Annotated in this window: 23 protein-coding genes; 9 read left to right on the top strand and 14 right to left on the bottom strand. The window is 57.0% G+C overall.

What is annotated here, in order from left to right:
* The first annotated feature begins 4 nt into the window (after positions 1 to 4).
* From ulaB to glpD, 6 genes are all read left to right on the top strand, one after another.
* On the top strand, positions 5 to 310 hold the full coding sequence (gene ulaB / locus ABFX35_RS22800; protein ID WP_095846689.1) for a PTS ascorbate transporter subunit IIB: 306 nt from the start codon (positions 5 to 7) through the stop codon (positions 308 to 310).
* Positions 311 to 320: 10 nt separating this feature from the next.
* Positions 321 to 791, top strand: coding sequence for a PTS ascorbate transporter subunit IIA (gene ulaC, locus ABFX35_RS22795; RefSeq protein ID WP_095846690.1), 471 nt, complete (start codon positions 321 to 323; stop codon positions 789 to 791).
* A gap of 14 nt (positions 792 to 805) precedes the next feature.
* A complete protein-coding gene (locus ABFX35_RS22790; RefSeq protein WP_346083039.1) occupies positions 806 to 1,462 on the top strand; it encodes a 3-keto-L-gulonate-6-phosphate decarboxylase UlaD in 657 nt (218 codons plus the stop codon).
* A gap of 9 nt (positions 1,463 to 1,471) precedes the next feature.
* Positions 1,472 to 2,344: an L-ribulose-5-phosphate 3-epimerase gene (locus tag ABFX35_RS22785; RefSeq protein ID WP_095846692.1), complete on the top strand. Its 873-nt coding sequence runs from the start codon at positions 1,472 to 1,474 to the stop codon at positions 2,342 to 2,344.
* Entirely contained in the window at positions 2,332 to 3,018 is a 687-nt protein-coding gene (locus tag ABFX35_RS22780; protein WP_095849021.1) for an L-ribulose-5-phosphate 4-epimerase, read from the top strand. The genes ABFX35_RS22785 and ABFX35_RS22780 overlap by 13 nt, the downstream gene beginning before the upstream one ends.
* A gap of 410 nt (positions 3,019 to 3,428) precedes the next feature.
* Positions 3,429 to 4,937 (top strand): glycerol-3-phosphate dehydrogenase, encoded by a 1,509-nt coding sequence (gene glpD, locus ABFX35_RS22775; RefSeq protein WP_346083038.1) that lies wholly within the window; start codon positions 3,429 to 3,431, stop codon positions 4,935 to 4,937.
* A gap of 51 nt (positions 4,938 to 4,988) precedes the next feature.
* Here glpD and glgP read toward each other — a convergent pair whose 3' ends face one another.
* The 6 genes from glgP to asd form a co-directional block, all read right to left on the bottom strand.
* Positions 4,989 to 7,436, bottom strand: a complete 2,448-nt coding sequence (gene glgP / locus ABFX35_RS22770; protein WP_346083037.1) for a glycogen phosphorylase — start codon at positions 7,434 to 7,436, stop codon at positions 4,989 to 4,991.
* 25 nt (positions 7,437 to 7,461) lie between these two features.
* Positions 7,462 to 8,895: a glycogen synthase GlgA gene (glgA, locus tag ABFX35_RS22765; protein ID WP_346083035.1), complete on the bottom strand. Its 1,434-nt coding sequence runs from the start codon at positions 8,893 to 8,895 to the stop codon at positions 7,462 to 7,464.
* Positions 8,896 to 8,955: 60 nt separating this feature from the next.
* A complete protein-coding gene (gene glgC, locus ABFX35_RS22760) occupies positions 8,956 to 10,233 on the bottom strand; it encodes a glucose-1-phosphate adenylyltransferase (RefSeq protein WP_095846696.1) in 1,278 nt (425 codons plus the stop codon).
* Positions 10,234 to 10,246: 13 nt separating this feature from the next.
* Entirely contained in the window at positions 10,247 to 12,226 is a 1,980-nt protein-coding gene (gene glgX, locus ABFX35_RS22755; RefSeq protein WP_346083034.1) for a glycogen debranching protein GlgX, read from the bottom strand.
* Positions 12,226 to 14,412, bottom strand: coding sequence for a 1,4-alpha-glucan branching enzyme (gene glgB / locus ABFX35_RS22750; protein ID WP_346083033.1), 2,187 nt, complete (start codon positions 14,410 to 14,412; stop codon positions 12,226 to 12,228). Before glgB ends, glgX begins: the two co-directional genes overlap by 1 nt.
* A 492-nt stretch (positions 14,413 to 14,904) precedes the next feature.
* Complete coding sequence (gene asd, locus ABFX35_RS22745; protein WP_346083032.1) at positions 14,905 to 16,011, bottom strand: aspartate-semialdehyde dehydrogenase; 1,107 nt, start codon at positions 16,009 to 16,011, stop codon at positions 14,905 to 14,907.
* A gap of 172 nt (positions 16,012 to 16,183) precedes the next feature.
* On the opposite strand from asd, the gene ABFX35_RS22740 reads away from it, so the two are divergent.
* Complete coding sequence (locus ABFX35_RS22740) at positions 16,184 to 16,777, top strand: YhgN family NAAT transporter (RefSeq protein ID WP_183096540.1); 594 nt, start codon at positions 16,184 to 16,186, stop codon at positions 16,775 to 16,777.
* Positions 16,778 to 16,818: 41 nt separating this feature from the next.
* Here the strand turns inward: ABFX35_RS22740 and gntT are convergent, their stop codons facing one another.
* Entirely contained in the window at positions 16,819 to 18,135 is a 1,317-nt protein-coding gene (gene gntT, locus ABFX35_RS22735) for a gluconate transporter (protein WP_346083030.1), read from the bottom strand.
* 258 nt (positions 18,136 to 18,393) lie between these two features.
* Here gntT and ABFX35_RS22730 point away from each other — a divergent pair, with 258 nt between their 5' ends.
* A complete protein-coding gene (locus ABFX35_RS22730) occupies positions 18,394 to 18,912 on the top strand; it encodes a gluconokinase (RefSeq protein WP_279028750.1) in 519 nt (172 codons plus the stop codon).
* On the opposite strand, the gene gntR is transcribed toward ABFX35_RS22730, so the two are convergent.
* The 5 genes from gntR to ABFX35_RS22705 form a co-directional block, all read right to left on the bottom strand.
* Positions 18,909 to 19,904 (bottom strand): gluconate operon transcriptional repressor GntR, encoded by a 996-nt coding sequence (gntR, locus tag ABFX35_RS22725; protein ID WP_346083029.1) that lies wholly within the window; start codon positions 19,902 to 19,904, stop codon positions 18,909 to 18,911. The two genes, ABFX35_RS22730 and gntR, sit on opposite strands and share 4 nt — an antisense overlap.
* Positions 19,905 to 20,015: 111 nt before the next feature.
* Positions 20,016 to 20,711, bottom strand: coding sequence for a pirin family protein (locus tag ABFX35_RS22720; protein WP_346083028.1), 696 nt, complete (start codon positions 20,709 to 20,711; stop codon positions 20,016 to 20,018).
* 443 nt (positions 20,712 to 21,154) lie between these two features.
* A complete protein-coding gene (fetB, locus tag ABFX35_RS22715; protein ID WP_279028745.1) occupies positions 21,155 to 21,928 on the bottom strand; it encodes an iron efflux ABC transporter permease subunit FetB in 774 nt (257 codons plus the stop codon).
* Complete coding sequence (gene fetA, locus ABFX35_RS22710; RefSeq protein ID WP_346083026.1) at positions 21,915 to 22,595, bottom strand: iron efflux ABC transporter ATP-binding subunit FetA; 681 nt, start codon at positions 22,593 to 22,595, stop codon at positions 21,915 to 21,917. The genes fetB and fetA overlap by 14 nt, the downstream gene beginning before the upstream one ends.
* Before the next feature lie 180 nt (positions 22,596 to 22,775).
* Positions 22,776 to 23,690, bottom strand: coding sequence for a DMT family transporter (locus tag ABFX35_RS22705; RefSeq protein ID WP_346083025.1), 915 nt, complete (start codon positions 23,688 to 23,690; stop codon positions 22,776 to 22,778).
* A 126-nt stretch (positions 23,691 to 23,816) separates the two neighbouring features.
* Here ABFX35_RS22705 and gcvA point away from each other — a divergent pair, with 126 nt between their 5' ends.
* Entirely contained in the window at positions 23,817 to 24,716 is a 900-nt protein-coding gene (gene gcvA, locus ABFX35_RS22700) for a transcriptional regulator GcvA (RefSeq protein WP_346083024.1), read from the top strand.
* Positions 24,717 to 24,876: 160 nt separating this feature from the next.
* Here the strand turns inward: gcvA and ABFX35_RS22695 are convergent, their stop codons facing one another.
* Together ABFX35_RS22695 and ABFX35_RS22690 are read right to left on the bottom strand one after the other, a co-directional pair.
* On the bottom strand, positions 24,877 to 25,263 hold the full coding sequence (locus ABFX35_RS22695; protein ID WP_346083022.1) for a PTS fructose transporter subunit IIB: 387 nt from the start codon (positions 25,261 to 25,263) through the stop codon (positions 24,877 to 24,879).
* Positions 25,260 to 26,117, bottom strand: a complete 858-nt coding sequence (locus ABFX35_RS22690) for a helix-turn-helix transcriptional regulator (protein WP_346083020.1) — start codon at positions 26,115 to 26,117, stop codon at positions 25,260 to 25,262. The genes ABFX35_RS22695 and ABFX35_RS22690 overlap by 4 nt, the downstream gene beginning before the upstream one ends.
* Positions 26,118 to 26,194: the final 77 nt, after the last annotated feature.

Here is a 26,194-nt window from a genome sequence, read left to right as displayed (position 1 = left end):
CATCATGACGGTACGAATTCTGGCGGTATGCGGTTGCGGGCAGGGCAGTTCCATGATCATGAAAATGAAGGTCGACCAGTTCCTTACCCAGCAGGGTGTGGATCACTCGGTAAACAGCTGTGCGGTGGGGGAATACAAAGCCGAACTGAATGGCGCCGATATCATCATCGCGTCAACCCATGTGGCGAATGAGATTGTCGTCAGCGGCAATAAGTATGTCGTCGGGGTGCGCAATATGCTGTCCGCCGCGGACTTTGGTCCGAAACTGATGGCGGTGATTGGCGCGCATTTCCCGCACGACATCAAATAAGGGGGCAGGCATGAAATTGAGCGATTCATTGGCGCAAAACAACGCCATTCTCCTGCAGGCCGAAGCCGCGGATTGGCGGCAGGCGGTGCGGCTGGGCGTTGATTTGCTGGTCGCGGCCGGCGTGGTGGAACCGCGTTATTTTCAGGCCATTATGGACGGCGTCGCCCAGCACGGCCCCTACTTTGTGCTGGCGCCGGGCCTGGCGATGCCGCATGGCCGCCCGGAGGAGGGCGTGCTGAAAACCGGGTTTGCATTGGTGACGCTGAAAACGCCGGTGTGTTTTGGCGATGCGGAAAACGATCCGATCGACATCCTGATCACGTTGGCCGCCGTGGATGCCCAGGTGCATCAGGAGGTGGGCATTATGCAAGTGGTCACTCTGTTTGAGGATGAAGCCAATTTTGATCGCCTGCGCGCCTGCCGCACCGCGCAGCAGGTACTGGATTTAATCAACCAAACGTCTGCGGCCGCAGTGCGTTAATCAGGAGAAATACGATGGCAAACCCATTACCAATGTTGCAGGTGGCGTTGGACAATCTCGCGCTGAGCGATGCCTTTCAAACGACCCGCCTGATTGCGGGTGAAGTGGATATTATCGAGGTCGGCACCATCCTGTGCGTGGCGGAAGGGGTACGGGCGGTGCGCGAATTGAAAGCGCTGTATCCGGATCGGATCGTGCTGGCCGATGCCAAGATTGCCGATGCCGGGAAAATTCTGGCGCGCATGTGTTTTGAAGCCAATGCCGATTGGGTGACCGTTATTTGCTGTGCGGATATCAACACGGTGAAAGGTGCGCTGGGCGTGGCGCGGGAGTTTAACGGCGACGTGCAGATCGAATTGACGGGGTTCTGGACCTGGGAGCAGGCGCAAGAATGGCGTGCGGCCGGAATACAGCAGGTCGTCTACCACCGCAGCCGTGATGCACAGGCCGCCGGCGTGGCATGGGGCGAGGCGGATATCGCCACCGTCCGTCGCCTGGCCGAAATGGGGTTCAGGGTGACGGTTACCGGCGGTCTGTCGCTGGAAGATCTGCCCTTGTTCAAGGGTATCCCCATCCACGTTTTTATTGCCGGGCGCAGCATTCGCGATGCGGCTAATCCGGTGGAAGCGGCGCGGCAGTTTAAACAGACCATTGCCCAACTGTGGGGTTAGGGAGCCAGCATGTTGCAAAAAGCCGTTTCGCTCGGCATCTATGAAAAAGCCCTGCCGCAGGGGGAAGACTGGCTGGCGCGCCTGCAGTTGGCGCGTGAACTGGGGTTCGATTTTGTTGAAATGTCGATCGACGAAAGCGATGAACGCCTGGCTAGGCTGGACTGGAGCCGCGAACAGCGCCTGGCGCTGGTGGACGCCGTATTGGTTTCCGGCGTCCGGGTGCCTTCGATGTGCCTGAGCGCGCATCGGCGCTTCCCGTTGGGCAGCGAAGACGACGGCGTGCGGGCGCAGGGGCTGTCGATCATGCAAAAGGCCATCCAACTGGCGCAGGATACCGGTATCCGGTTGATCCAACTGGCGGGCTACGATGTTTATTACCAGCAGAGCAACGGGGATACCCGTGCCCGGTTCCGTGCCGGGTTGGCGCAAGCGGTGGAAATGGCCAGCCGCGCGCAGGTGATGCTGGCTATGGAGATCATGGATTATCCGCTGATGAATTCAATCAGCAAGGCGTTGGGCTATGCCCATTATCTGAATAACCCGTGGTTCCAGCTCTACCCGGATATTGGCAACCTGTCGGCCTGGGATAACGACGTGCAGATGGAGCTGGCGGCGGGGCGTGGGCATATCGTGGCGGTACACGTTAAGGATACCCGGCCGGGCCAGTTTAAGAACGTGCCGTTTGGCGATGGGGTGGTTGAGTTTGACGCGTGCTTTGAAACGTTGTTGAACAGCGGCTACTGCGGCCCGTATTTGATTGAAATGTGGAGTGAAACCGCCGCCGATCCGGTCAGTGAAGTCAGCGCGGCGCGCGCCTGGGTGGTGGCGCAGATGCGCCGCGCCGGGCTAACGATAGGAGCAGGATCATGCTGGAGCAATTAAAACAGCAGGTATTCGCCGCCAATATGGCGTTGCCGGCGCATGGGCTGGTGACCTATACCTGGGGCAACGTCAGCGGCATCGATCGGGCGCGTCAATGGGTGGTGATTAAACCCAGCGGCGTTCCCTATGCCGAGTTACAGCCTGCGGATATGGTGGTGGTCAATATGGCCGGCGAGGTGGTGGAAGGGGCGCTGCGCCCCTCATCGGATACGCCCACGCATTTGGTGTTGTACCAGCAGTATCCGCAACTGGGCGGCATTGTGCACACCCATTCCACACACGCAACCGCCTGGGCGCAGGCCGGCAAGCCGATTCCGGCGCTTGGCACCACCCATGCGGATTATTTTGCCGGGGATATTCCCTGCACTCGCGGGCTGTCGGCCGGCGAGGTGGCGCAGGCGTATGAGCATCATACCGGATTAGTGATTGTGGAAACCTTGGCCGATCACGAGCCGTTGCATACGCCGGGGATTGTGGTGTATCAGCACGGGCCGTTCTGCTGGGGGAAAACGCCGGAGGAAGCGGTGCACAATGCGGTCGTCATGGAGGAAGTGGCAAAGATGGCATGGATTAGCTGTGGTATTAACCGGGATATTCGGCCTATCGATGAGCACCTGATGGAAAAGCATTTTAGCCGCAAGCATGGCCCCGGTGCTTATTATGGGCAGGGGTAATTTATCCGGGGAGGTTTCGCCGCTGATAATGGCGATAATACCCGGGTTTTCTGTGGCGCTGCAGCCTGCGCCATATCAGGCGGCCGCTGCGCGGCTGCCCTCACTGTGTCACTGCGCATAGGCTAATCCGCCGTTCGGCGCCTTCAATGGCTTCAACCCCCGTGCTCCATTTCCCCACAATGCCCATATAAAGAAGCGGGTTATGAATGGCCTGTGCTCAAACTGTTTTGCGAGGATGACGATACGGCAAAAATACGCAATTCGTCGTGCAATCATCACCAAACTGTTACCTCTATCACGCATAAATGTTTTTGTTTGGTTAACTCTTGGCTTGTTTGTTGGTTTTTGATTACAATCATGAGCGAAAACGAACATGTTAGAGCTATTTCGAACATTTGGAGGGAATCGACGTGGAAACCAAAGACTTGATCGTTATCGGTGGTGGCATTAACGGTGCCGGCATCGCGGCGGATGCTGCCGGCCGCGGGCTGTCCGTACTGCTACTGGAAGCGCAAGACTTGGCCTGCGCTACGTCTTCCGCCAGTTCCAAACTGATTCACGGTGGCCTGCGTTATCTGGAACACTACGAATTCCGCCTGGTCAGCGAGGCGCTGGCCGAGCGCGAGGTGCTGTTGAAACTGGCGCCGCACATTGCTTTTCCCATGCGTTTCCGTCTGCCGCACCAGCCGCATTTGCGCCCGGCGTGGATGATCCGCACCGGGCTGTTCTTGTATGACCATCTGGGCAAACGCACCAGCCTGCCGGGCAGCAAGGGCTTGCGCTTTGGCTCTGACTCGGTGTTAAAACCTTCGTTAACGCGCGGTTTCGAATATTCCGACTGCTGGGTTGATGATGCGCGCCTGGTGGTGTTGAACGCGCAGGAAGTAGTCGAACGCGGCGGCGAAGTGCGCACCCGCACCAAGGTTACCCGCGCCTGGCGGGAAGATGGCGTATGGGTGGTCGAAGCCACGGACGTCGACAGCGGCAAAACCCTTAGCTGGCGCGCCAAAGGTCTGGTCAACGCCACCGGCCCGTGGGTCAAACACTTCTTCGACGATGGCCTGCAGTTAAAATCGCCTTACGGTATCCGCCTGATCAAGGGCAGCCACATCGTGGTGCCGAAGGCGCATAACCAGCCGCAGGCGTATATCCTGCAGAATGAAGACCACCGCATTGTGTTTGTCATCCCGTGGCTGGATGAATTCTCCATCATCGGCACCACGGATGTGGAATACCACGGCGATCCCAAAGACGTGAAGATTGACGATAGCGAAATCGACTACCTGCTGAAGGTCTACAACGATCACTTCAAGAAGCAGCTGGGCCGTAACGATATCGTCTGGACTTATTCAGGCGTGCGCCCGCTGTGCGATGACGAATCTGATTCGCCGCAGGCCATCACCCGCGATTACACGCTGGATGTGCATGACGATCAGGGCAACGCGCCGTTGCTGTCGGTGTTCGGCGGCAAGCTCACCACCTACCGCAAGCTGGCGGAGCACGCGCTGGAAAAACTGGCGCGCTACTACCCGAAAGCCGGCCCGGCCTGGACTAAAAACGGCGCCCTGCCCGGCAGCGATATCGGCGGCGATCGCGACAGCTATGCCGCCAAACTGCGCCGCAAGCACGGTTGGCTGCCAGAAGCGCTGGCCCGCCGCTACGCGCGCACCTACGGTAGCCACAGCGAACAGATCCTGGCCGGCGCCAACGGCCTGGCCGATCTGGGTGAAGCGTTCGGCCACGGGCTGTATGAAGCGGAGCTGCGCTATCTGGTGGCGAAAGAGTGGGTGGTGGAACTCGACGATGCTATCTGGCGCCGCACCAAACTGGGCATGTGGCTGGACGAAGCGCAGCAGGCGCGCGTTAAAGAATGGCTGGCCCAGCACAGCAAACCGAAAACGCTGTCGCTGGCCTCGTAAGCCCGCACGCTAACACCACAGGGGCAACCGCCCCTGTGGCCTGCCCCGGCATTACAGCTTGATCGGCTCAATGTGCCAGATTTCGTCCGCGTACTCTTGAATGGTGCGATCGGAAGAGAAATACCCCATATTGGCGATGTTCAGCACCGTACGCCGCGTCCAGTCATCCTGGTTGCTGTAGACCTCATCCACCCGATCCTGCATGTCCACGTAGCTGCGGTAATCTGCCAGCAACTGGTAGTGATCGCCCAAATTCACCAGTGAATCAAACAGGTTGCTATAACGGTTTGGCTCGCCCGGGCTGAACGTGCCGGTGGCAATCTGCGTCAGCGCCTGATGCAATTCGGCATCCTGCTCGTAATAGCTGCGCGGGTTATAGCCGTTCGCCCGCAGCGCCTCCACTTGCTCGGCGGTATTGCCGAAAATAAAGATGTTGTCTTCGCCCACGTGTTCCAGCATTTCCACGTTGGCGCCGTCCAGCGTGCCGATGGTCAGCGCGCCGTTGAGCGCGAACTTCATATTACTGGTGCCGGAGGCTTCGGTGCCGGCCAACGATATCTGCTCGGAAAGATCCGCCGCCGGGATGATCAACTGCGCCAGGCTAACGCTGTAGTTGGGGATAAACACCACCTTGAGATGATCGTGCATGCGCGGATCGTTGTTGATCACCTGCGCCACGTCATTGATCAAGCGGATGATCTGTTTTGCCGCATAGTAAGCGGAAGCCGCTTTGCCGGCGAAAATCACCACGCGCGGCACGCTTTCGGCATCTGGATCCTGCAGCAGGCGATTATAGCGGGTGATCACGTGCAGCACATTGAGCAACTGCCGTTTGTACTCGTGAATGCGCTTGATCTGCACGTCGAACAGCGCGTCCGGGTTGAGCACCACGTTAAGGTTGCGGGCGATCCAAATCGCCAGCCGCCGTTTGTTTTGCTGCTTGGCATCGCGGATCAACTGCAGAAAGCTGGGGTAATCCACGTTCGCTTTGATTTCGCTTAGTTGGCTCAGGTTGGTGCGCCAGTGTTGGCCGATGGCGTCGTCCAGCACCGCGGAAAGCGGTGGGTTAGCCAGCCCCAGCCAGCGGCGCGGTGTGACCCCGTTAGTCTTATTACAAAAGCGCGTGGGGAAGATACGGGCGAAATCGGCAAACAGCGACTGCACCATCAGTTCGGAGTGCAGCACGGAAACCCCGTTCACCTTATGGCTGGCCACCACCGCCAGCCAGGCCATACGCACCTGCCGGCCGTGAGCCTCGTCAATGATGGAAACACGCGCCAGCAGCTCGTTGTCGCCGGGCGCCAGTTCCTGCACATGTTTCAGGAAGTGATCGTTGATCTCGAAGATCAGTTGCAGATGGCGCGGCAGGATCTTGCCCAGCATGTCCACCGGCCAGGTTTCCAGCGCTTCGCTCATCAGCGTGTGGTTGGTATAGGAGAAGACTTGCGCCGTTACCGCCCAGGCGTCTTGCCAGCTGTATTTGTGCTCATCAATCAATAGCCGCATCAGCTCGGGGATCGACAATACCGGGTGCGTATCATTCAGATGGATGGCGATTTTGTCGGCCAGGTTGTCGAAGCTTTTATGCATCCACCAGTGGCGGTTGAGGATATCCTGCACCGTGGCCGACACCAGAAAATACTCCTGGCGCAGGCGCAGCTCGCGGCCGGAATAGGTGGAATCGTCAGGGTAGAGCACGCGCGACACGTTCTCCGAGTGGTTTTTATCCTCAACCGCCGCAAAATAATCCCCTTGGTTAAACTTACCCAGGTTGATTTCATTACTCGCTTGCGCGCTCCACAACCGCAGTGTGTTGGTGGCGGCGGTATCAAAGCCAGGTATCACCTGATCATAAGCGATCGCCAACACTTCTTCGGTCTCCAGCCAGCGGGTTTTCAGCCCCTCCTGTTGAATACGGCCGCCAAAGCGCACTTTGTAGCGGGTGTTATGGCGCGGGAATTCCCACGGGTTGCCGTATTCCAGCCAGTAATCCGGCGATTCCATCTGCTGGCCGTTAACAATATTTTGCTTAAACATGCCGTATTCATAACGGATACCGTAGCCGCAGCCCGGCAGCGCCAGCGTCGCCAATGAATCCAGGAAGCAGGCGGCCAGGCGCCCCAGTCCACCGTTGCCAAGACCGGGATCGTTCTCTTCCTCCAGCAGTTCGCTCAGATCCAGCCCCATATCATTGAGCGCTTTATCGATGTCGTGATAAATCCCCATCGACAGCAGCGCGTTCGATAGCGTCCGGCCAATCAGGAACTCCATCGACAGGTAATAGACCTGCCGCACATCCTGCGACAGCTGGGCGCGGCTGGAGCGCAACCAGCGCTCCACCATACGATCGCGCACCGCAAACAGCGTGGCGTTCAGCCAATCGTGCTTAGTGGCAATGGCCGGGTCCTTGCCGACAATAAACATCAGTTTATAGGCGATGGAATGTTTCAGCGCTTCCACACTGACCGTGGGTGAGGTGTAACTAAACGGTGAAGTCATAGCTGTGAGATCCCATGTAGCGTGATTACAACAAGCGTTGATAAAGCGACAGATACGCCTTGGCCGCAACGTGCCAGCCAAAGTCCAGCCCCATGGCGTAGCGTTGCACATGGCGCCAGTGTTTCTGCCGGCTCCACAGTACCATGGCGCGCCGGATAGCATTCCCCAGCGCTTTGGCGTCACTATCATCAAACACAAACCCACTGGCGGTGCCGTCGGCCAGGTTTTCCAGCGCGCAGTCAACCACCGTATCCGCCAGGCCGCCGGTGCGGCGCACCAACGGCAGCGTGCCGTATTTCAGCCCGTAGAGCTGGGTCAGCCCACAGGGCTCAAAACGGCTTGGCACCATGATCACGTCCGCGCCGCCGATGATGCGATGCGAAAACGCCTCGTGATAACCAATCTGCACCCCCACCTGCTCGGGGTAATCGGCCGCCGCCGCCAGAAAGGCCTGCTGCAGCACCGCATCCCCGGCGCCGAGCAGCACCAACTGCCCCCCCTGATCCAGCAGCGCGGGCAGGGCTTCCAGCACCAGATCCAACCCTTTCTGGCTGGTGAGCCGGCTGACCACGGCGAATACCGGCAGCGATTCGTCCGCTTTCAGCCCCATGGCCCGTTGCAGGTATACCTTGTTTCTGGCCTTTTCCTTCAGATTGTCGGCGTCATAGCGGGCGCTCAGGCGCACGTCATGCGCCGGATCCCAAATTTTTTCATCCACGCCGTTGAGGATGCCGCTCAGCCGCCCCTGCCGATGCCGTTCCTGCAATAATCCTTCCATCCCGTAGCCAAACTCCGGCCGGGTGATCTCGCGGGCATAGGTCGGGCTGACGGCGGTAATATGGTCAGCATAGAACAAACCGGCCTTCAGGTAGGACATTTGGCCGTGGAACTCCAGGCCGTAGACGTTAAAAAACGCCGGCGGCAACCACAGTTCGCTCACGTGGTGGGCGGAGAACAGCCCCTGATAAGCCAGGTTGTGCACGGTGAACATCGCGCGCGCCGGGTAGCCGTTGGCCGCCAGATAGGCGCAGGCCAGGCCCGCATGCCAGTCGTGCGCATGCACCAACTCCGGCCGCCAGTAGCGATCCAGCCCCTTGGCCAGCTCGCAGGCCATCCAGCCCAACAGCGCGAAGCGCAGGTGGTTATCGGCATAGGCGTACATTGACTGATCGTGATACGGGCTGCCTGGGCGATCGTACAGCCAGGGGGCATCAATCAGGTAAACGCCGACCCCCTGATAAACGCCGTAACGCAGCCCGACGCGGCCGGCAAACGAGTCGATCTCGGCCACCATCGCCGTGTCGGGGATACCTTTGAAGACGTCGGTAAAGCCCGGCAACAGCACCCGGACATCAGCACCCTCGGCAATTTCCGCTGCCGGCAATGCCCCTACAACGTCTGCAAGCCCTCCTGTTTTCAGCAGGGGGAACATCTCAGAGCATACGTGTAATACCTGCATTATCACTCCTGAAATTCGGCTTAATTCCTTTGAGAGATATAGGGGAGCAGCGGGCTTTCCCTACAATTTCGACAACATGTCGCGCGTTACCAGCACAATCCCGCCTTCGGAGCGGTAAAAGCGTTTGCTGTCTTCGTCGGCGTTCTCGCCTATCACCATCCCTTCCGGGATCTGGCAGGCCCGATCGATAACGCAGCGCCGCAGGCGGCAAGAGCGGCCCACGTTCACGTCGGGGAGCAATATCGCCGAATCAATATGGCAAAAAGAGTTCACCCGCACGCGCGGGAACAGCACCGAGTGCACCACCACGGAACCCGAGACGATGCAGCCGCCGGAAACCAGCGAGTTCATGGTCATGCCGTGGCTGCCGGAGCGATCCTGCACAAACTTGGCCGGCGGCAGGGGCTCCATATGCGTGCGGATGGGCCAGGCGCGATCGTACATATCCAGCTCCGGGGTCACCGAAGCCAGATCCAGATTGGCCCGCCAATAGGCGTCCAGCGTGCCCACGTCCCGCCAATACGGCGGCAGGTCGGGGTTGCTGGTCACGCAGGACAGCGTGAAAGGGTGCGCCCAGGCGGCCTGCTGGGCGGTGATTTTCGGGATCAGGTCTTTGCCGAAGTCGTGGCTGGACGACAGCACGGACATATCTTCTTCCAGCAGTTGGAACAGATATTCGGCGTCAAAAATGTAAATCCCCATGCTGGCCAGCGCCATATCGGGGTTGTCCGGCATGGCCGGCGGATCGGCCGGTTTTTCCAGAAACGCCATGATGCGCCCTTGGTCATCGACGCTCATCACGCCGAACTCAGACGCTTCGCCGCGCGGCACCGGAATGCAGGCCACGGTACACAGGGCACCTTTTTCCACGTGGTCGATCAACATGCGCGAATAATCCATTTTATAGATGTGATCGCCGGCCAGGATGACCACATATTCCGCGTTATAGCGGCGGATGATATCCAGGTTCTGATAAACCGCGTCGGCGGTTCCCTTGTACCAATGCTCGGTGCTCAGGCGCTGTTGGGCGGGGAGCAGGTCGACAAACTCGTTCATTTCTTCATTCAGAAACGACCAGCCGCGCTGAATATGCTGCACCAGAGTATGGGATTGATATTGGGTGATCACGCCGATCCGGCGAATGCCGGAGTTTAGGCAGTTGGATAAGGCAAAATCGATGATGCGGAACTTGCCGCCAAAGTGAACGGCAGGCTTGGCGCGGTTTGAGGTTAAATTTTTCAAACGCGAACCGCGGCCACCGGCCAGGATAAGCGCGACGGATTTAATCGGTAGTTGGCGTGCCAACATCAGGGGGTCGTTATTTTCAAACCTAACCATAGCGGACTCCTTATTATTGCTTTGCCAGCACGCAAAGCGAGTGCGCGGCCTGGCGCCAGGCGGGTAAAGCCGCCCGCGAGTCTTCCTGATTAAAAGGGGCCACAATGCGCCAATCGCCTTCAGGTAACGTCATCTGCACCGCCAGCGCGGTGGCGTTGATCACCACCAGCCAGCGTTGCGACAGCCGGATCTGCAGTTGCCTTTCACCGTGTTCCCACTGCTGGGCGCTGAGCGGGTTCCCGCTGGCATCCAGCCAGGCCACGCTGCCGTCGCCCTGCTGCCACCAGCGATCCTCGCGCAAGGCGGGGATTTGGCGGCGCAGGCGGATCAGCGCGGCGGTGTAGGCGGTAAGGGAATCATCGGCAGCGGCCCAATCCAGCCAGGTAATGGCGTTATCCTGGCAGTAGGCATTGTTGTTGCCTTGCTGGCTATGTCCATGCTCATCACCGGCCAGCAACATCGGTGTGCCCTGAGAAAGCAGCAGCGTCGCCAGCATTACCCGCTGGCTGGCTCTGCGCCGTTGTATCACGGCATCATCGGCCACCGGGCCTTCCACGCCGTGGTTGTGGCTAAAGTTACGTTCGCTGCCGTCGCGGTTTTCCTCTCCGTTTGGCAGGTTGTGTTTTTGGTTGTAGCTCACTACGTCCTGCAGGGTAAAACCGTCGTGGGCGGTCAGCATGTTGATGCTGGCGTAAGGGGCTCGCCCACGCTGGTTGAACAGATCGCTGGAGGCGGCGAACCGCCGGGCGAACAGGGCAAGGGGCACATCCCCCCATAGCCAGAAGCGCCGCATATCATCACGAAAATGGTCGTTCCATTCGGCGAAACGCCCGGGGAACGCCCCCACCTGGTAGCCGCCGGGGCCGATATCCCACGGCTCGGCGATCAACTTGCAGCGCGAAAGCGTATCGTCGGCCAGGATGGCCTGCATCAACGGCGCATCGCGGTCAAATGCCGGTGTACGCCCCAGCACCGTGCCCAAATCGAAGCGAAAGCCGTCAACGTGGCATTCCCGCACCCAAAAATGCAGGCAGTCCAGCACCCAGGCCACGCCGCCCGGCAGATCCAGGCGCACGGTATTGCCGCAGCCGGTATGGTTGACATAGTCCCCTTGCGGCGTCAGCCAGTAGTACGCCGGGTTATCAATGCCGCTGAACGAGAGCATCGGCCCGTCGCGATCCAGCTCGGCGCTGTGGTTGAACACCACGTCCAGGATCACTTCAATACCGGCTTTATGCAGCGCTTTTACCGCATCGCGCAGCTCACGCAGCGGCGTCATGCCGGGGCGCTGGGAGCCGAAGCGGTTGTCCGGCGCGTAGGGCGCCAGCACGTTGTAGCCCCAGTAATTGCTCAGGCCAAGGCGCTGCAGCCGCGGTTCCGTGGTGTGTTGTTGAACCGGCAACAGCTCAAGCGCGGTGATGCCCAGCCGGCGGAAATGGGCGATCATGGCTGGGTGGCCAAGCGCGGCAAACGTGCCGCGCAGTGCCGTAGGGATGGCCGGGTGTTGCTGGGTCAGGCCGCGCACATGGGCTTCATAAATGACCGTTTCCCCCCACGGGGTGGCGGGCGGGCGATCGTCTTCCCAATCATAGGGTTCATCAATCACGATGCATTTGGGCACCAGCGCCGCGCTGTCGTGCGGATCCGGCTGCGCATAGCCGCCGTGCAGGCGAGGATCGTCCGCCACCGGCCCTTCCACCGCGCGCGCCGCCGGGTCCAGCAGTAGCTTCGCCGGGTTAAAACGCAGGCCCTGCGCCAGATCGTACGGCCCATAGACCCGGTAGCCGTAACGCTGGCCGGGTTTGCCGCCCGGTAGGTAGCCATGCCAAACATCGCCGCTGTGCATCGGCAGCGGCAGGCGAGTTTCCGTTCCCGTGCTGTCGAACAGGCACAGTTCTACCCGTTCAGCGTGCGTGGAATAGAGCGCAAAATTGATGCCGTTGCCGTCGTAGTGTGCGCCCAGCGGTGCGGCAAAGCCGGATTCCATCGCCATTAGCGCGCCCCCTGCAATAGGTAAACCGTCGCCAGTGGCGGGACTGTCACGCTGATTGAGTGCGCGCGGCCGTGGCTGGCGACTGGCTCTGAGATGACGGCGCCCTGGTTGCCGATATTACCGCCGTGGTAGTGGTGCGAATCGGTATTGAGGATTTCCAGGTACTCGCCCGGCTGCGCGATGCCGATGCGGTAGTGATAGCGCGGCACCGGGGTGAAATTGCTGATGACGATCAGCGTATTGCCCTGAGCATCGTAGCGGGCAAAGCTGAACACCGAGTTTTCGTGATCGTCGACCACCAGCCATTCGAATCCATCGGGGAAATAGTCCCGTTCATACAGCGGCGCATGGCGGCGATAGCAGTGGTTGAGATCGCGCACCAGGCGCTGCACGCCGTGGTGCCAGTTATCCGCGCCTTCCAGCAGGTGCCAGTCCAGGCTGGCGTCAAAATTCCACTCGCGGCCCTGGGCGAACTCGCCGCCCATAAACAGCAGTTTTTTGCCGGGGTGCGCCCACATAAAGCCGTAGTAAGCGCGCAGGTTGGCAAATTTTTGCCAGGCGTCGCCCGGCATGCGATCGAGCAGCGAGCGTTTGCCGTGCACCACTTCATCGTGCGAAAGCGGCAGCACAAAGTTTTCGGTATAGGCATACAGCATGCCGAAAGTGAGCTTACCGTGGTGATATTTGCGATACACCGGATCGAGCTGCATATAATCCAGCGTGTCGTGCATCCAGCCCAGGTTCCATTTGTAGTGGAAGCCCAGCCCGTTGGCATCCGGCGGCAGCGTCACCCCGGGGTAGTCGGTGGATTCCTCCGCCAGCGTGACTGCTCCCGGCCTGGCCTGGCCGATGGTCTGGTTGGTGTAGCGCAGAAAGGCGATCGCCTCCAGGTTCTCGTTGCCGCCATAGCAGTTTGGCACCCATTCCCCTTCGGCACGGCTGTAATCGCGATAGATCATCGAAGCAACCGCATCCACCCGCAGGGCATCGATGCCAAAGCGTTCCAGCCAGTAAAAGGCATTTCCCGCCAGATAGTTACGCACTTCATGGCGGCCATAGTTGTAAATCAGGGTGTTCCAGTCCTGGTGGAAGCCTTCCCGCGGATCGGCGTATTCATACAGCGCCGTGCCGTCAAAGTTGGCCAGGCCGTAGGCGTCGCTGGGAAAGTGCCCCGGCACCCAGTCGAGGATGACGTTAATCCCCGCTGCATGCGCCGCGTCGACGAAGGCCTTGAATTCCGCCGGCGAGCCGAAGCGCCGGGTGGGCGCATACATGCCCAACGGCTGGTAGCCCCAACTGCCGTCGAACGGGTGCTCGTTGATCGGCAGCAGTTCGATATGGGTGAAGCCCATTTCCTGCGCGTAAGGGATCAGCTGTTCCGCCAGTTCCTGGTAGCTGAGCCAGAAGTTGTTGTCGCTGTGGCGGCGCCAAGAGCCGAGATGCACCTCGTAAATGGAGATTGGGCGATCGAAGCCATTGGCAAGCTGGCGCTCCGGGGCGTTGTACACCACGTCAGGTAGCGGGGTGATCAGCGAAGCGGTATCCGGCCGCATTTGTGCTTCAAACGCATAAGGATCGGCCTTTAACTGGGTATTGCCATAGCAATCGATGATTTCGTATTTGTACAGTTGCCCGCTTTGCACCCCCGGCAAAAACAGTTCCCAGATGCCGTTCTCCTTGCGCAGCCGCATTGGGTGGCGGCGCCCATCCCAGAAGTTGAACTCGCCGACCACGGAAACGCGCTGGGCGTTGGGGGCCCAGACGGCGAAGCTGACGCCGGGAACATCGTCCAGCGTGGTCAGGTGCGCCCCCAGCCGCTCGTATGGGCGCAAATGCGTGCCTTCTGCCAGCAGCCAGCTGTCGATGTCTTGCAATAAGGGGCCGAATCGATAGGGATCTTCCACGATCTGTTGGTGATCGTGCCAGTTAACCCGTAGTTGATAACGAAAGGCGTTTTTTCGCCGTGGGATGGTGGCGCTGAAAAAACCGCGCGGATCGTCACAATTAAGTTGGATCAGGCGGCGGCCGGTACTGGCTTCTTGCACCCAAACTTCGTTCGCATCAGGCAACAGTGCGCGCACCTGCAGGCCGCTCTCGGTGGCATGCATGCCCAACAGCGCGAAAGGATCGGCATAATGACCGGAAATGAGCTGATTAATCACGTCACGATCGGGAAGTACTGACATAGTTTCTTCCTTTGCTTAATAGCATGATCTTGAAGAGGGACTAAAACGCAAAAGTCATTGCCTGTGCGTTTATCATGCAATTCATTCACTCTCTAAAGCGTGATTGCGGTCGGTTATTGATTAATCTTTACATTTCCGCCCTAAATTGCGCTTTTTTTGCTTATTAATGGGTCTTTTTCACGCCGGTTATAATTTGGCCAACGTGTTTTGTAAGCATAGTCAATGTCTGTAAAAAACAGGGGGGTAAGCACAAGGAATTTTTTTATCGCCGGGAGAAAGCAAAAACACGGTGGGCGTGGGTAAACCCAAACAGTGGGTGGGGCAGCAGGTAATCCGTTGTTTGTATGGCGCTAATAGCGATAGCCGTGAATTATCAGGTACGTTGCGCGCCCGGAATTGGCAGCAAATGCGTTTTTATGGCCAGGCATAGCGCGTTGCCACACTATGCCTGGCTGATTGAAACCCCGCCGCAGGCTGACGGCGGTGCCTGAGTTACAGCAGAATACGCAGCATACGGCGCAGCGGTTCGGCCGCACCCCACAGCAACTGATCGCCCACGGTAAACGCAGACAGGTACTGTGGCCCCATATTCAGCTTGCGCAGGCGACCAACCGGCGTGTTCAGCGTGCCGGTGACTGCCGCAGGCGTCAGTTCGCGCATCGACAGTTCGCGGTCGTTCGGGATCACCCGCACCCAGTCGTTATGGGTCGCCAGCAGTTGCTCGATTTCCGGCAGGGAAACGTCTTTTTTCAGCTTCAGGGTGAATGCCTGGCTGTGGCAGCGCAAGGCGCCGACGCGTACGCACAGGCCGTCGACCGGGATCACGCTGTTGGTGTTCAAAATCTTGTTGGTTTCCGCCTGGCCTTTCCACTCTTCGCGGCTTTGGCCATTATCCAACTGCTTGTCGATCCACGGGATCAGGCTGCCGGCCAGCGGCACGCCAAAGTTGTCGGTTGGCAGTTTGCCGGAACGGGTCGCTTCGGTGACTTTGCGTTCAATATCCAAAATGGCAGAGGCCGGATCCTGCAGCTCTTTCGCCACTTCGGCATGCAGCATCCCCATTTGCGTCAGCAGTTCGCGCATGTGGCGTGCGCCGCCGCCAGAAGCCGCCTGATAAGTGGCGACAGAGGCCCACTCCACCAGATCGTTGGCGAACAGGCCGCCTAGCGACATCAGCATCAGGCTGACGGTACAGTTACCGCCAACAAAGGTTTTGATGCCTTTATCCAGCCCCTGTTGAATCACCTCATGGTTAACCGGATCCAAGATGATAATCGCGTCTTTTTCCATGCGCAGAGACGATGCTGCGTCGATCCAATAGCCTTGCCAGCCGCTTTCACGCAGCTTTGGGTAAATTTCGTTGGTATAATCGCCGCCCTGGCAGGTAATAATGATATCCAGCGCACGCAGCGCTTCAATATCATAGGCATCCTGCAGCGTGCCCTGCTGCTGGCCGCCGATGGCTGGCGCGGCAGCGCCGTGCTGCGAGGTGGAAAAGAATACCGGGCGGATGGCGTCGAAATCACGCTCCTGGGCCATGCGTTGCATGAGCACGGAGCCAACCATACCGCGCCAACCGATGAGACCAACATTTTTCATATTACTGTCCTGCCTGCAAAGTGACGACTAAGTTATCCCTTCACCTTACAAAATGTAGGCACGGGCGCAAAGTGAATTTATTCGATTGTCGGGGAATTATCAGCAATCTTGCTTATAGGCATCAAGGTACCGGCAGGAACACCGGTGCCACAATTACAATCTGAGGTAATGCATGACAGAGATGATTTCAGCCACGGTGCTGTTGTTTTTAATTATGGATCCGCTTGGCAACCTGCCCATTTTTATGTCGGTGCTCAAACACCTGGAGCCGCGCCGCCGCCGGGTGGTACTGATCCGCGAGCTGTTGATCGCTCTGCTGCTGATGCTGGTGTTCCTGTTTGCCGGCGAGAAAATTTTGGCGTTCCTCAATCTACGCACTGAAACCGTCTCGATCTCCGGCGGTATTATCTTGTTCCTGATTGCCATCAAAATGATTTTTCCTACCAATGAGGGCAGCAGCACCGGGCTTTCTGCCGGTGAAGAGCCTTTTTTGGTGCCGTTGGCGATCCCGCTGGTGGCCGGGCCTTCTATTTTGGCGGCGTTGATGCTGCTTTCACACCAGTACCCGAACCAATTGCCACACCTGGTGGCGGCATTGCTGATTGCCTGGGGGATTTCAGCCACCATCCTGCTGCTGTCGAACCTGTTTTTGCGTTTGCTGGGCAGCAAGGGCGTGAGCGCCCTGGAAAGGCTGATGGGGTTGATTCTGGTGATGCTTTCCACCCAAATGTTCCTGGATGGGGTGCGCGCCTACCTCAAGCTATAGCGATTGTGAAAACGGGCGCGGCGTGCCGCGCCCGTTTCGGGTTAAATCAGCCTTTCCAGCAGCAGGCAGCCGATCAGGCCGCAGACTGAGATAATGGTTTCCAGCACTGACCAGGATTTGATGGTTTCCATGATGGTCAGGTTGAAATACTCCTTGAACAACCAGAAGCCCGGATCGTTCACGTGCGAGAAAATCACGCTGCCGGAACCGACCGCAATCACCATCAACTCCGGGCTTACGCCGGTGGTGGCGATCAGCGGGGCGGCAATACCGCCGGCGGTAATCGCTGCCACGGTTGCCGAGCCCAGCGCAATACGCAACACCGCGGCAATCGACCAAGCCATCAGCAGCGGCGACACATTGCTGCCGTGCATCATGCCGGCAATGTATTGCTCCACGCCGCTATCGACCAGCACCTGTTTGAAGGCGCCGCCACCGCCGATGATCAACAGCATCATGGCGATGATTTTTATCGAATCGGTAATGGTGCCCATCACTTCATCCATGGTGCGGCCACGGTTCAGACCAAAGGTAAAGATGGCTATCAGCACCGAGATCAGCGTTGCCATCACCGGATCGCCAAAAAACTCGGCGTAAGGCAGCACCGCATGGCCCTTCGGCAATACCATCTCCGCGATGGCGCGCATCGCCATCAGGATCACTGGCACCAGCGCGGTTGCCACGCTGACGCCAAAGCTCGGCATCTCTGCTTCGGTGAAGGTTTTCGGGTTATACAGACCTTCCGGTACCGGTTTATCAATCCCTTTCAGGAAACGGGCATACACCGGCCCGGCCAGAATAACGGTGGGGATCGCCAATATGGTGCCGTACAGCAGGGTTAACCCCATGTCCGCATGGAAGATGGTGGCGATTGCCGTTGGCCCTGGGTGTGGCGGCAGAAAGCCGTGGGTAACGGAGAGGGCTGCGGCCATCGGCACCCCAACATACAGCAGCGGGATACGAGCGGAAGCGGCAATGGTAAATACCAGCGGCAGCAGCAGCACAAAACCCACTTCATAGAACAGCGCAAAACCGACGGTGAAACCGGTCAGCACCACTGCCCACTGGATATTTTTTTTGCCGAACTTATCGATCAACGTGGTGGCGATGCGTTGTGCGCCGCCGCAGTCCGCCAACAGCTTGCCGAGCATGGCGCCGAAGCCCATGATCAATGCCAGGCTCCCAAGCGTGCCGCCAACGCCGGCTTTAATGGAGGCGATGACTTTGTCTACCGGCATGCCTTGCATGATACCAACCGCCAGGGCAACCAGCACCAAAGAGATAAAGCCGTTCAGCTTAAAGCGGATCATCAGCAGCAACAGTAGCGCTACGCCGACGGCAACAATCACTAATGGCATAATTTTTTCTCCAATTTTTACTGCTTAGCCTGTTTGCGATACTGCGGCAAACAGGGTGTTTGCTCTATATTGGCGCCCTCATCTGATGCCAAGAGAGCATGAGGGCGATGGGGTACAAAATTCTTATCTCGGGTGATCTATCCTTTGTGACAATAATCACATCTCCATTTGTTACCGGTATCATGATACCGGTAACATGATAATATTCGGAACCAGGTTACCCAGCAAAATTCGCATTCTGAGATAGAGATCAAAATTATGGCCGGAAAAAGCATCATCCTGATGGGCGTCTCCAGCAGCGGCAAATCCACGATTGGCGCGGCGTTGGCGCAGGAAATCCATGCAAAATTCATCGACGGCGACGATCTGCATCCACGCGCCAATATCCAGAAGATGGCGAGCGGCCACCCGCTCAACGATGACGATCGGGCGCCGTGGCTGGAACGGTTGAATGATGCGGCCTATAGCCTGGTTCATAAAAATGAAACCGGCATTATTGTCTGCTCCGCGTTGAAACGCCGCTACCGCGACCGCCTGCGCAAAGATAACGACAATATGGTGTTTATTTACCTGAAAGGCAGCTTCGATGTGATACTCAACCGCATGAAGGCGCGCGCCGGGCACTTTATGCCGCCTGAGTTGCTGAAAAGCCAGTTTGACGCGCTGGAAGCGCCCGGCCCGGATGAAAAAGACGTGATCTGCATCGATATTGATACCGACGTCGCCAGCGTAGTGCAACGCTGCGTTACGGCGTTAAAGGCGAAATCATTCGATTAGATACTGCCGCCGGGGCTGATGGTAAAGCCGACATCCACCATTTTCGGCACGACCATTTCCCCGCGCAGGCGGGCCAGTAGACGCTCTGCGCCGATCTGCCCCATACGTTCACGCGGCGTCAGCACGCTGGCCAGCTTTGGCGTCATCACCTGCCCGATGTCGTGGCCGTGAAAACCGGCAATCGCCATATCCTGCGGGATCGCCAACCCTTGCCGCTGGCATTCGAACGCCGCGCCGATCGCCAGGTCATCATTGGTACAAAAAATGCTGTCGATTTGCGGGTAATCACGCTGCGCCTGGCGCAACAGCTCCCCACCGCCTGAATAGGAAGAAGAGCGTTTGGTCATCACGCTGTAAGGTTCCAGCCCAGATTCGCGCATGGCCTGCTCATAGCCTTGCTGTTTAATGATGGTGCGCTCATCCTGCCGCGCCCCCAGATACACCACGTGCCGGTAGCCCCGGGTGATGATCTGCTGGGTCATCTGGCGTGCGGCTTCAAAGTTGTTGAAGCCCACCGCCAGATCGATACAGGGCGAGACGCAGTCCATCAGTTCCACCACCGGGATGCCGGCGATCTCAATCATTTTGCGGGTGCGCGGCGTATGGTGGCGTTCAGAGAGGATCAGGCCGTCAATGTTATAAGACAATAACGACGTCAGGCGTTCTTCTTCACGCTCCGGCAGATAGCCATAGTGCGCCAGCATGGTCTGGTAATTGTGTGCGTCGGTCACGCTCTCAATACCGCGCAACACCTCGGCGAATACCTGGTTGGTCAACGAGGGCAACAGCACGCCGATAGCGCGGCTGGTGGCATTGGAAAGAATGTCCGGCGCGCGGTTGGGAATATAGCCCAGCTCATCGAGTGCAACGGCAATTTTTTGCCGCAAAGAAGCTGAAACCTGGTCGGGATTGCGCAAATAACGGCTTACCGTCATCTTGGTGACGCCAACCCGATCTGCAACATCTTGAAGTACCGGCCGTTTTTTCTTCATTATTGAGGAACTGGCAATCCGTGAATGGGCCGCCATTTTAGCAAAAAAAATGGCGGCCCGGTATTATTGTCTCAAGGCCGGCCTCAGGGCGGGGCCGGTATAAGCGCGGCATCATACTGGCGGCAGATCGAACAGCAATATTTCGCTGTCTTGCGCGGCCTGGATGGTCAATGCCGTTTCATCCCACACGGCGAATGCATCGCTGGCGCCTGCTGGGTGACCGTTAACCGTTACGCTGCCGCGCACCACTTGGATCCAGATGCGCCGCCCGGCGGGGATCGGGTATGCCGACTGTTCACCGTCGTTCAGCGCCCAACGCCACAGCGTCATATCCTGAAAGACCTGCAGCGAACCGTCGCGCGCATCTGGCGATAGCACCAGTTGGCGCCCCTGCGGCGCGTCGAACATGCGCTGTTCATAGCGCGGCGGCAGGCCGGTCTGTGCCGGGATAATCCAGATCTGGTACAGGTGCAGCGGGCGATCGCTATTGGCATTGTACTCCGAATGGCGCACCCCGGTGCCGGCGCTCATGATCTGGAACTCACCGGCGTTAATCTGCTCCTTGTTGCCCATGCTGTCCTGGTGTTCAACCGTGCCGCTCAACACGTAGGTCAGAATTTCCATATCCTTGTGCGGATGGGTGCCAAAGCCTTGCCCGCCGTCGATCACATCTTCATTAATCACCCGCAGTGCGGAGAACCCCATGAAGTCTGGATCATAGTAGTTTGCAAACGAGAAGGTATGCCAGCTATCCAGCCAACCGTGATTGGCATGGCCGCGATCTTGTGCCTTACGTAAATAAATCATGTTCAACTCTCCTCAATGTTTTATTCAGTCTATGCCTGGCTGAAAAAGAAGAAAGCGTAAAAAACTCACCTCTCTGTTCAAGAAATTCGATGGAATAACATCACCAGAAACAGGGATTAACGAGAGGGGAAGCGCCAACGCAAGGCAAAAAAAAAGCCAGCACCCGAGCTGGCTAAGTAAACACTGGAAGCAATGTGAGCAATGTCGTGCCTTCAAGTGATGGCAGCAAAATTTGATGACCATCCCGAGAACGCATGGCAATAATAATCATTATCATTCGCAGCTGTAAAGCGTTTTTTTGCCTAATGCGAAATAATCTCGTTTAGCGGGAATACGCTGATAATTCCAGCGGTTATTCCTTGTATCGCGCAAGCCGCCGCCTGAGCCGTAGCAAATAATGTCGGCTAAGCAAACGGCCCCATTGCGGGGCCGTTGCGGACGGGTTATTTCAATAGGCTGACGATCAGCTGTTCACGGCGGTTATAAAACTTGCGATAGGCGAGGTAGCTGGCAATGATGGTCGACAGGCTGGCAGTGGCCAGCAACATAAATGTCACCATAATCTGATACTTAATCGCTTTCACCGGATCGATGCCGGCAAATATCAGGCCGGACATCATCCCAGGCAGGCTAACCAACCCAACGGTTTTCGCCGCATCCACGGTGGGGATCAGCGAGGCGCGAATGCTGTCGCGGATCAAGGCGGCGGAGGCAAACTTCGGCGAAGCCCCCAGGCTGAGCATTTCCTGAATTTTCTGCTGCTCGTCTTTAAAGCGCTGCCCCAGATTGTTGTAGCACAGGCCAACGGCGACCATCGCGTTGCCCGCGATCATGCCGGAGATCGGGATCACTTGCATGGGAGTGAACACGATTGAGCGGGTCAGCACCAGCACGGCCAGCGTCAGCACCGCTCCGGTGGTAATCGCCACCAGGGAGATGAAAAAGGCACGATCGATGTATTTGCTGCGCTTTTGCGCGTTATAAGCGGCGTTAAAGCAGATGAACAGCACCATCAGCACGGTCAGCAGGCTATTGTTCAGATCGAATATGTATTTCAGCACATAACCGACAATCACCAGTTGCACGACCGCCCGGCAAATGCTCCAGATGATGTCCTTTTCCAGCCCCAGCTTTTCTTTGTGGCTAATCAGAATGGCGATCAGCACCAGGAGCATTGATAGGCCCAGTGACTCATTGGTGATGTTATGTTGGTTCATTGTTTTTCTCCTCCGGCTTTGCCCGTGCGTTGGCGCTCAGTCTGATCACGTCGTCTGCGTGGCCGATCTCGTTGGTATCGTGTGTCACCCACAGCACCGCCATTTGCTGCTGTTTGACGTATTGCTGAATCAGCGCGTTCACCCTGGCTTTATTTTCTTCATCCAGCGCACTGGTGATTTCATCCAGCAGCAGGACCTTGGGTAAAAATTGCAGATTACGGATCAGGGAAACCCGCTGTTTCTCTCCGCCGGAAAGCTCATTAATGCTTTTTTTCAACATGTCGGGCGCTAATGAAAAGCGCTGCAGATCCTGCGCCAGCTTTTGCTCGTCCGGTTTTACCTTGCGGATTTGATAGGGCAACGCCAGATTGTCATAAACGGTGTCGCCAAACAGCGCCGGCGTTTGAAAACAATAAGAAACCTGCTTGCGATATTCCTCTGGCGGGATGTCATCAATATTTTTGCCCGCAAAGAGAATTCGCCCGCGCGTGGGGCTGATCAAAGAAGAGATTATTTTCAGCAGGGTACTTTTGCCACACCCGGAAGGGCCGGTGATCAACTTAAATTCACCGGGTTGCAGGCTAAAAGAAACGGAGTCGAGAATAACCGTGTCATCTATTTGATAATGAATATCATCTAACTCCAATATACTACTGCTTTCCTTCATTATGACTCCGGTTGCTTTTTTAAAAATACTGGCGGCTTCGCGCTATGGCGCCTGTAGCCCGGTATTATCATCAGGGATGTGGGCAAATAGGGCGCTTGTTAGCGAAAGGGGCTGCAAAATAGCCGCCAGCGGAACGCCGCCTAGTATAGGGCTTGCAGAAACGGGCAGGCAACGTTCGTATTATTTTCGCAGGCGCACACTCTGGTTTTTGGCTGGATTTTGTTCCCCCACCACCAGCCAGATCGCAATCCCGATCGCTGCCACACCGGCGATAAAACCGGCCGAGAGGCGTTCATCCAAAAAAAAGTAGCCCCATAAAATCCCAAACGGCGGAATTAAAAACGTCACCGTCAGCGCACGCAGCGCGCCAATATCCGCGATCAGGCGGAAATACAGCACATAGGCGAAAGCCGTGCAGATAACGCCGACGGCCAGCACGCAGAGCCAGACATCGGGCCGTTGCCAGTTGATTGGCGGCACGGTGAAAATGGAATAGACAAAAAAGGGCAGCAGGAACAACAGTGCCCCAAGCTGGCTACCGGTGGCGACCAGGGTGGCCTCCAGCCCGCCGCGTTCGGCGATCCAGCGGCGGGTCAAAAAACCGGCTACGGCATAACAACCGGTCGCCACCAGGCAGGCAAGGCTCCCTAGCAGGGCGGCATGTAAAGAAACCATCGCACCGGTTGCCGTGATCAGAGCGATGCCGGCCAGCCCAAGCACCACCCCGCTCATTTTTTTAACGGTTAAGGCTTCATGGAAAAATAGGCTGCCCAACACCACGCCCATTAACGGCGTGGTGGCATTCAATATTGCCGAATAACCGGCGGGCAACAGCTTTGCCGCCAGGCAATACATCAGGAAAGGCACGCCGGAGTTAATCACCCCCAATAGTAACGACACGCCGAACTTCCCTGAAAAATTAACTTTGACCTTGATGAAAAATACTATCGCCAGCAGGCCGGCAAAGCCAAATAATACGCGGAAAAAGGCGGTGTTCATTGCCCCCCATGCCGGCGCGGCAATGCGCATGAAAAGAAAACTGGCGCCCCATATGGCGGCTAACAGAATTAACCGACCGTAATCTGCACATCTCATATATGCTCCTGGTTTATCTATCGTGTTTGATTGTGTTACGGCGCCATTCCAGCATCGGGGCAGGGGGTATCTCAAACGGCTTTTTTTGAGGTAAGTTAGTTTTTCTTAACCCAACCAGAGGTTTCTATGAAGCTCCCACCTTTGCATGCGTTGATGTGCTTTGAGGCCGCCGGGCGTTTAATGAGTATGAAAAAGGCCGCCGAGGAGCTACACGTCACGCCGGCGGCCGTTAGCCAGCAGATCGCCAAACTTGAGGCGCGGGTGCAGGCACGACTGTTTATTCGCAGCCACCGCCAGTTGGCGCTCACCCGCGAAGGGCAGATCTATCTGCAGGCGATCAGACCAGCGTTTACCCTGATCGACGCGGCGACCGAACGGCTATGCAGCGAAAGCCAGCAACGGAGCATTACCGTCAGTTGCACCAGCGGGTTTGCCATGCAATGGCTGTTGCCGCGGCTGCCCCGCTTTGAAAAAATTTGCCCCGGCATCGACATCCAGCTTAATACCACCAATAGAAAGGTGGATCTGCTGGCCGAAGGCGTTGACTTTGCCGTCAGGCACGGGCTTGGCCACTATCCGGGGCTGGAAGTGGAAAAGCTGGTCAGCGATGATCTGTGCCCGGTATGCAGCCCGGCGCTTTTGGCAAAGCACGGCGCCCTGGACGCCCCGGCGGCGGTGCTCCGCTTTACGTTGCTGCATGATGAACACAAGCAGGATTGGGCCTTGTGGCTGCAATCGGCAGGGATTGAGACGGTGCCCCATTTGCCAGGCCCGGTGTTCGTCGATTCCAACGGGGCGATTGACGCCGCGCTGGCCGGCAAAGGCATTGCGCTGATCCGTACCGCGTTGGTCCGCCAGGAGTTGGCGGCGGGGCGGTTGATCAACCCGTTACGGCTGCCGCTAGCGTCAATCACGGCCTATTATCTGGTGTACGACGCATCCGCCCTTTTGCAACGCGCCAATCAGCGTTTTCGCCGTTGGCTGGCGGCTGAAGCGGCGGCAGAGGGCAATATTTGGGCAGAGTGAAGAGCAATAGCGGCAAGTAGGCCGGTTAATATTAGGCAGGATGGGAAATGGCGAGGATGGATAATAATCGGTTAAGCGATTTTAAACAGGCACCCGCATATCTAAGAAAAAAGATTCTTATCATAAAGAGTAAGCAGGGCATTGAAGAAACCATTACGGACTATAAATCAATAACCTTACCTCGCGGCTGATGAATGATCTTCTTGATACTCACGATCAGTTCGGAAGGCCTGAGCAACAATGAACTAATCCTGACATTAATAATCCGGCAGCCATCAAAGCGCGATGGTTCATCGATCGCGATGTCGGAGGCGATGATCGCCAAATCCGCCAGGTTGACGTCTGCCACGGTGACCTTGTTTTTTATTCCCAACACCCCCTGGGTTTCGATCTTGATCGCCAGATTGTTGTCTTTTGCCAATCTTTCCAGCTGTTCAGCAGCCATATAGGTGTGCGCAACGCCTGTCGCACATGCGGTAACGGCAACAATGCTTAGCTTTTTATCACCGCTGGCGTGAAGTGCCTCTTCTTTGATTATCTGCGTCATAATAAACTTATACCTTTGTTTCTTCGCCTGTATTCAAGAGGAGTACAATCATTAATCTCCCGGAAAACTTTGCAAAAATAGTTCGTATCCGTGAACCCACAGCGTTCAGAAACTTCATTAATCTTCAGCGCAGTGTTCGTCAGCAGCACCCGTGAACGTGATATCCGGGTTGATTTCAGATATTCATTGAACTTAACGTCTGAGTCTTTTGAAAATAAACGTGAAAGATATCCTGGTGATATATTAAATACACCGGCAACGCTCTCCCGGCTGATCTCATGATGATAATTATTATCAATAAACCGTTTAATTTCGTCGATAAGCGAAATCGGCTCTTTCCGTTCTTTCATGCCTTCAGCCAGTTGATAGGAAATATCACTGATTAAGGCATAAATAATGTGTGCAAAAGTTTCACTGGTTTTATCTTGCGCCCACGCCATCGATTCAGCCAGTTCGAGTAACCTGTCCCGCACGGTGCTGCTGGTGTTCTGCAGGTTAAATTTCTCGACTTCTTTAAACTGAGCGCCATCCCAATTGATAATGCTGAACCCGATATCCTGTTTCCAAAATACGACGGACAGGGAAATGACAGGCGCAGACCATTGCGGAAAATTCCAGCCGTTTGCCGGTATATAGGTAATCGAACCCACGGGACGATCGTACTTAACGATTTTGTCCTCACCTTTTGGCAACAGCATGTTCAATACGCCTTTAACCGTCAGTTCAATTCTGGGGACGTGCAGGCGATAGGCCATGGTCGGCGCCTGGGCGCTGCCGTTGGCTACCAAGACTGAATCCGCACCAGAACAAAGATTGCTAAACTCACTCAAAATCGACTGTATGAATACACTCATAAAACGCCTGCAGCCTGATCATGGAAGGACAGGGCGCAACAGCGCTGGATAGCTCGCCCGATACCGGCGGCTAGGTT

This window comes from Gibbsiella dentisursi (assembly GCF_039539505.1).
In the GTDB taxonomy this organism is placed as follows: Bacteria; Pseudomonadota; Gammaproteobacteria; order Enterobacterales; family Enterobacteriaceae; genus Gibbsiella; species Gibbsiella quercinecans.
Note: the sequence above shows the minus strand (reverse complement) of the source record. Positions and strands in the feature narration are given on the sequence as shown.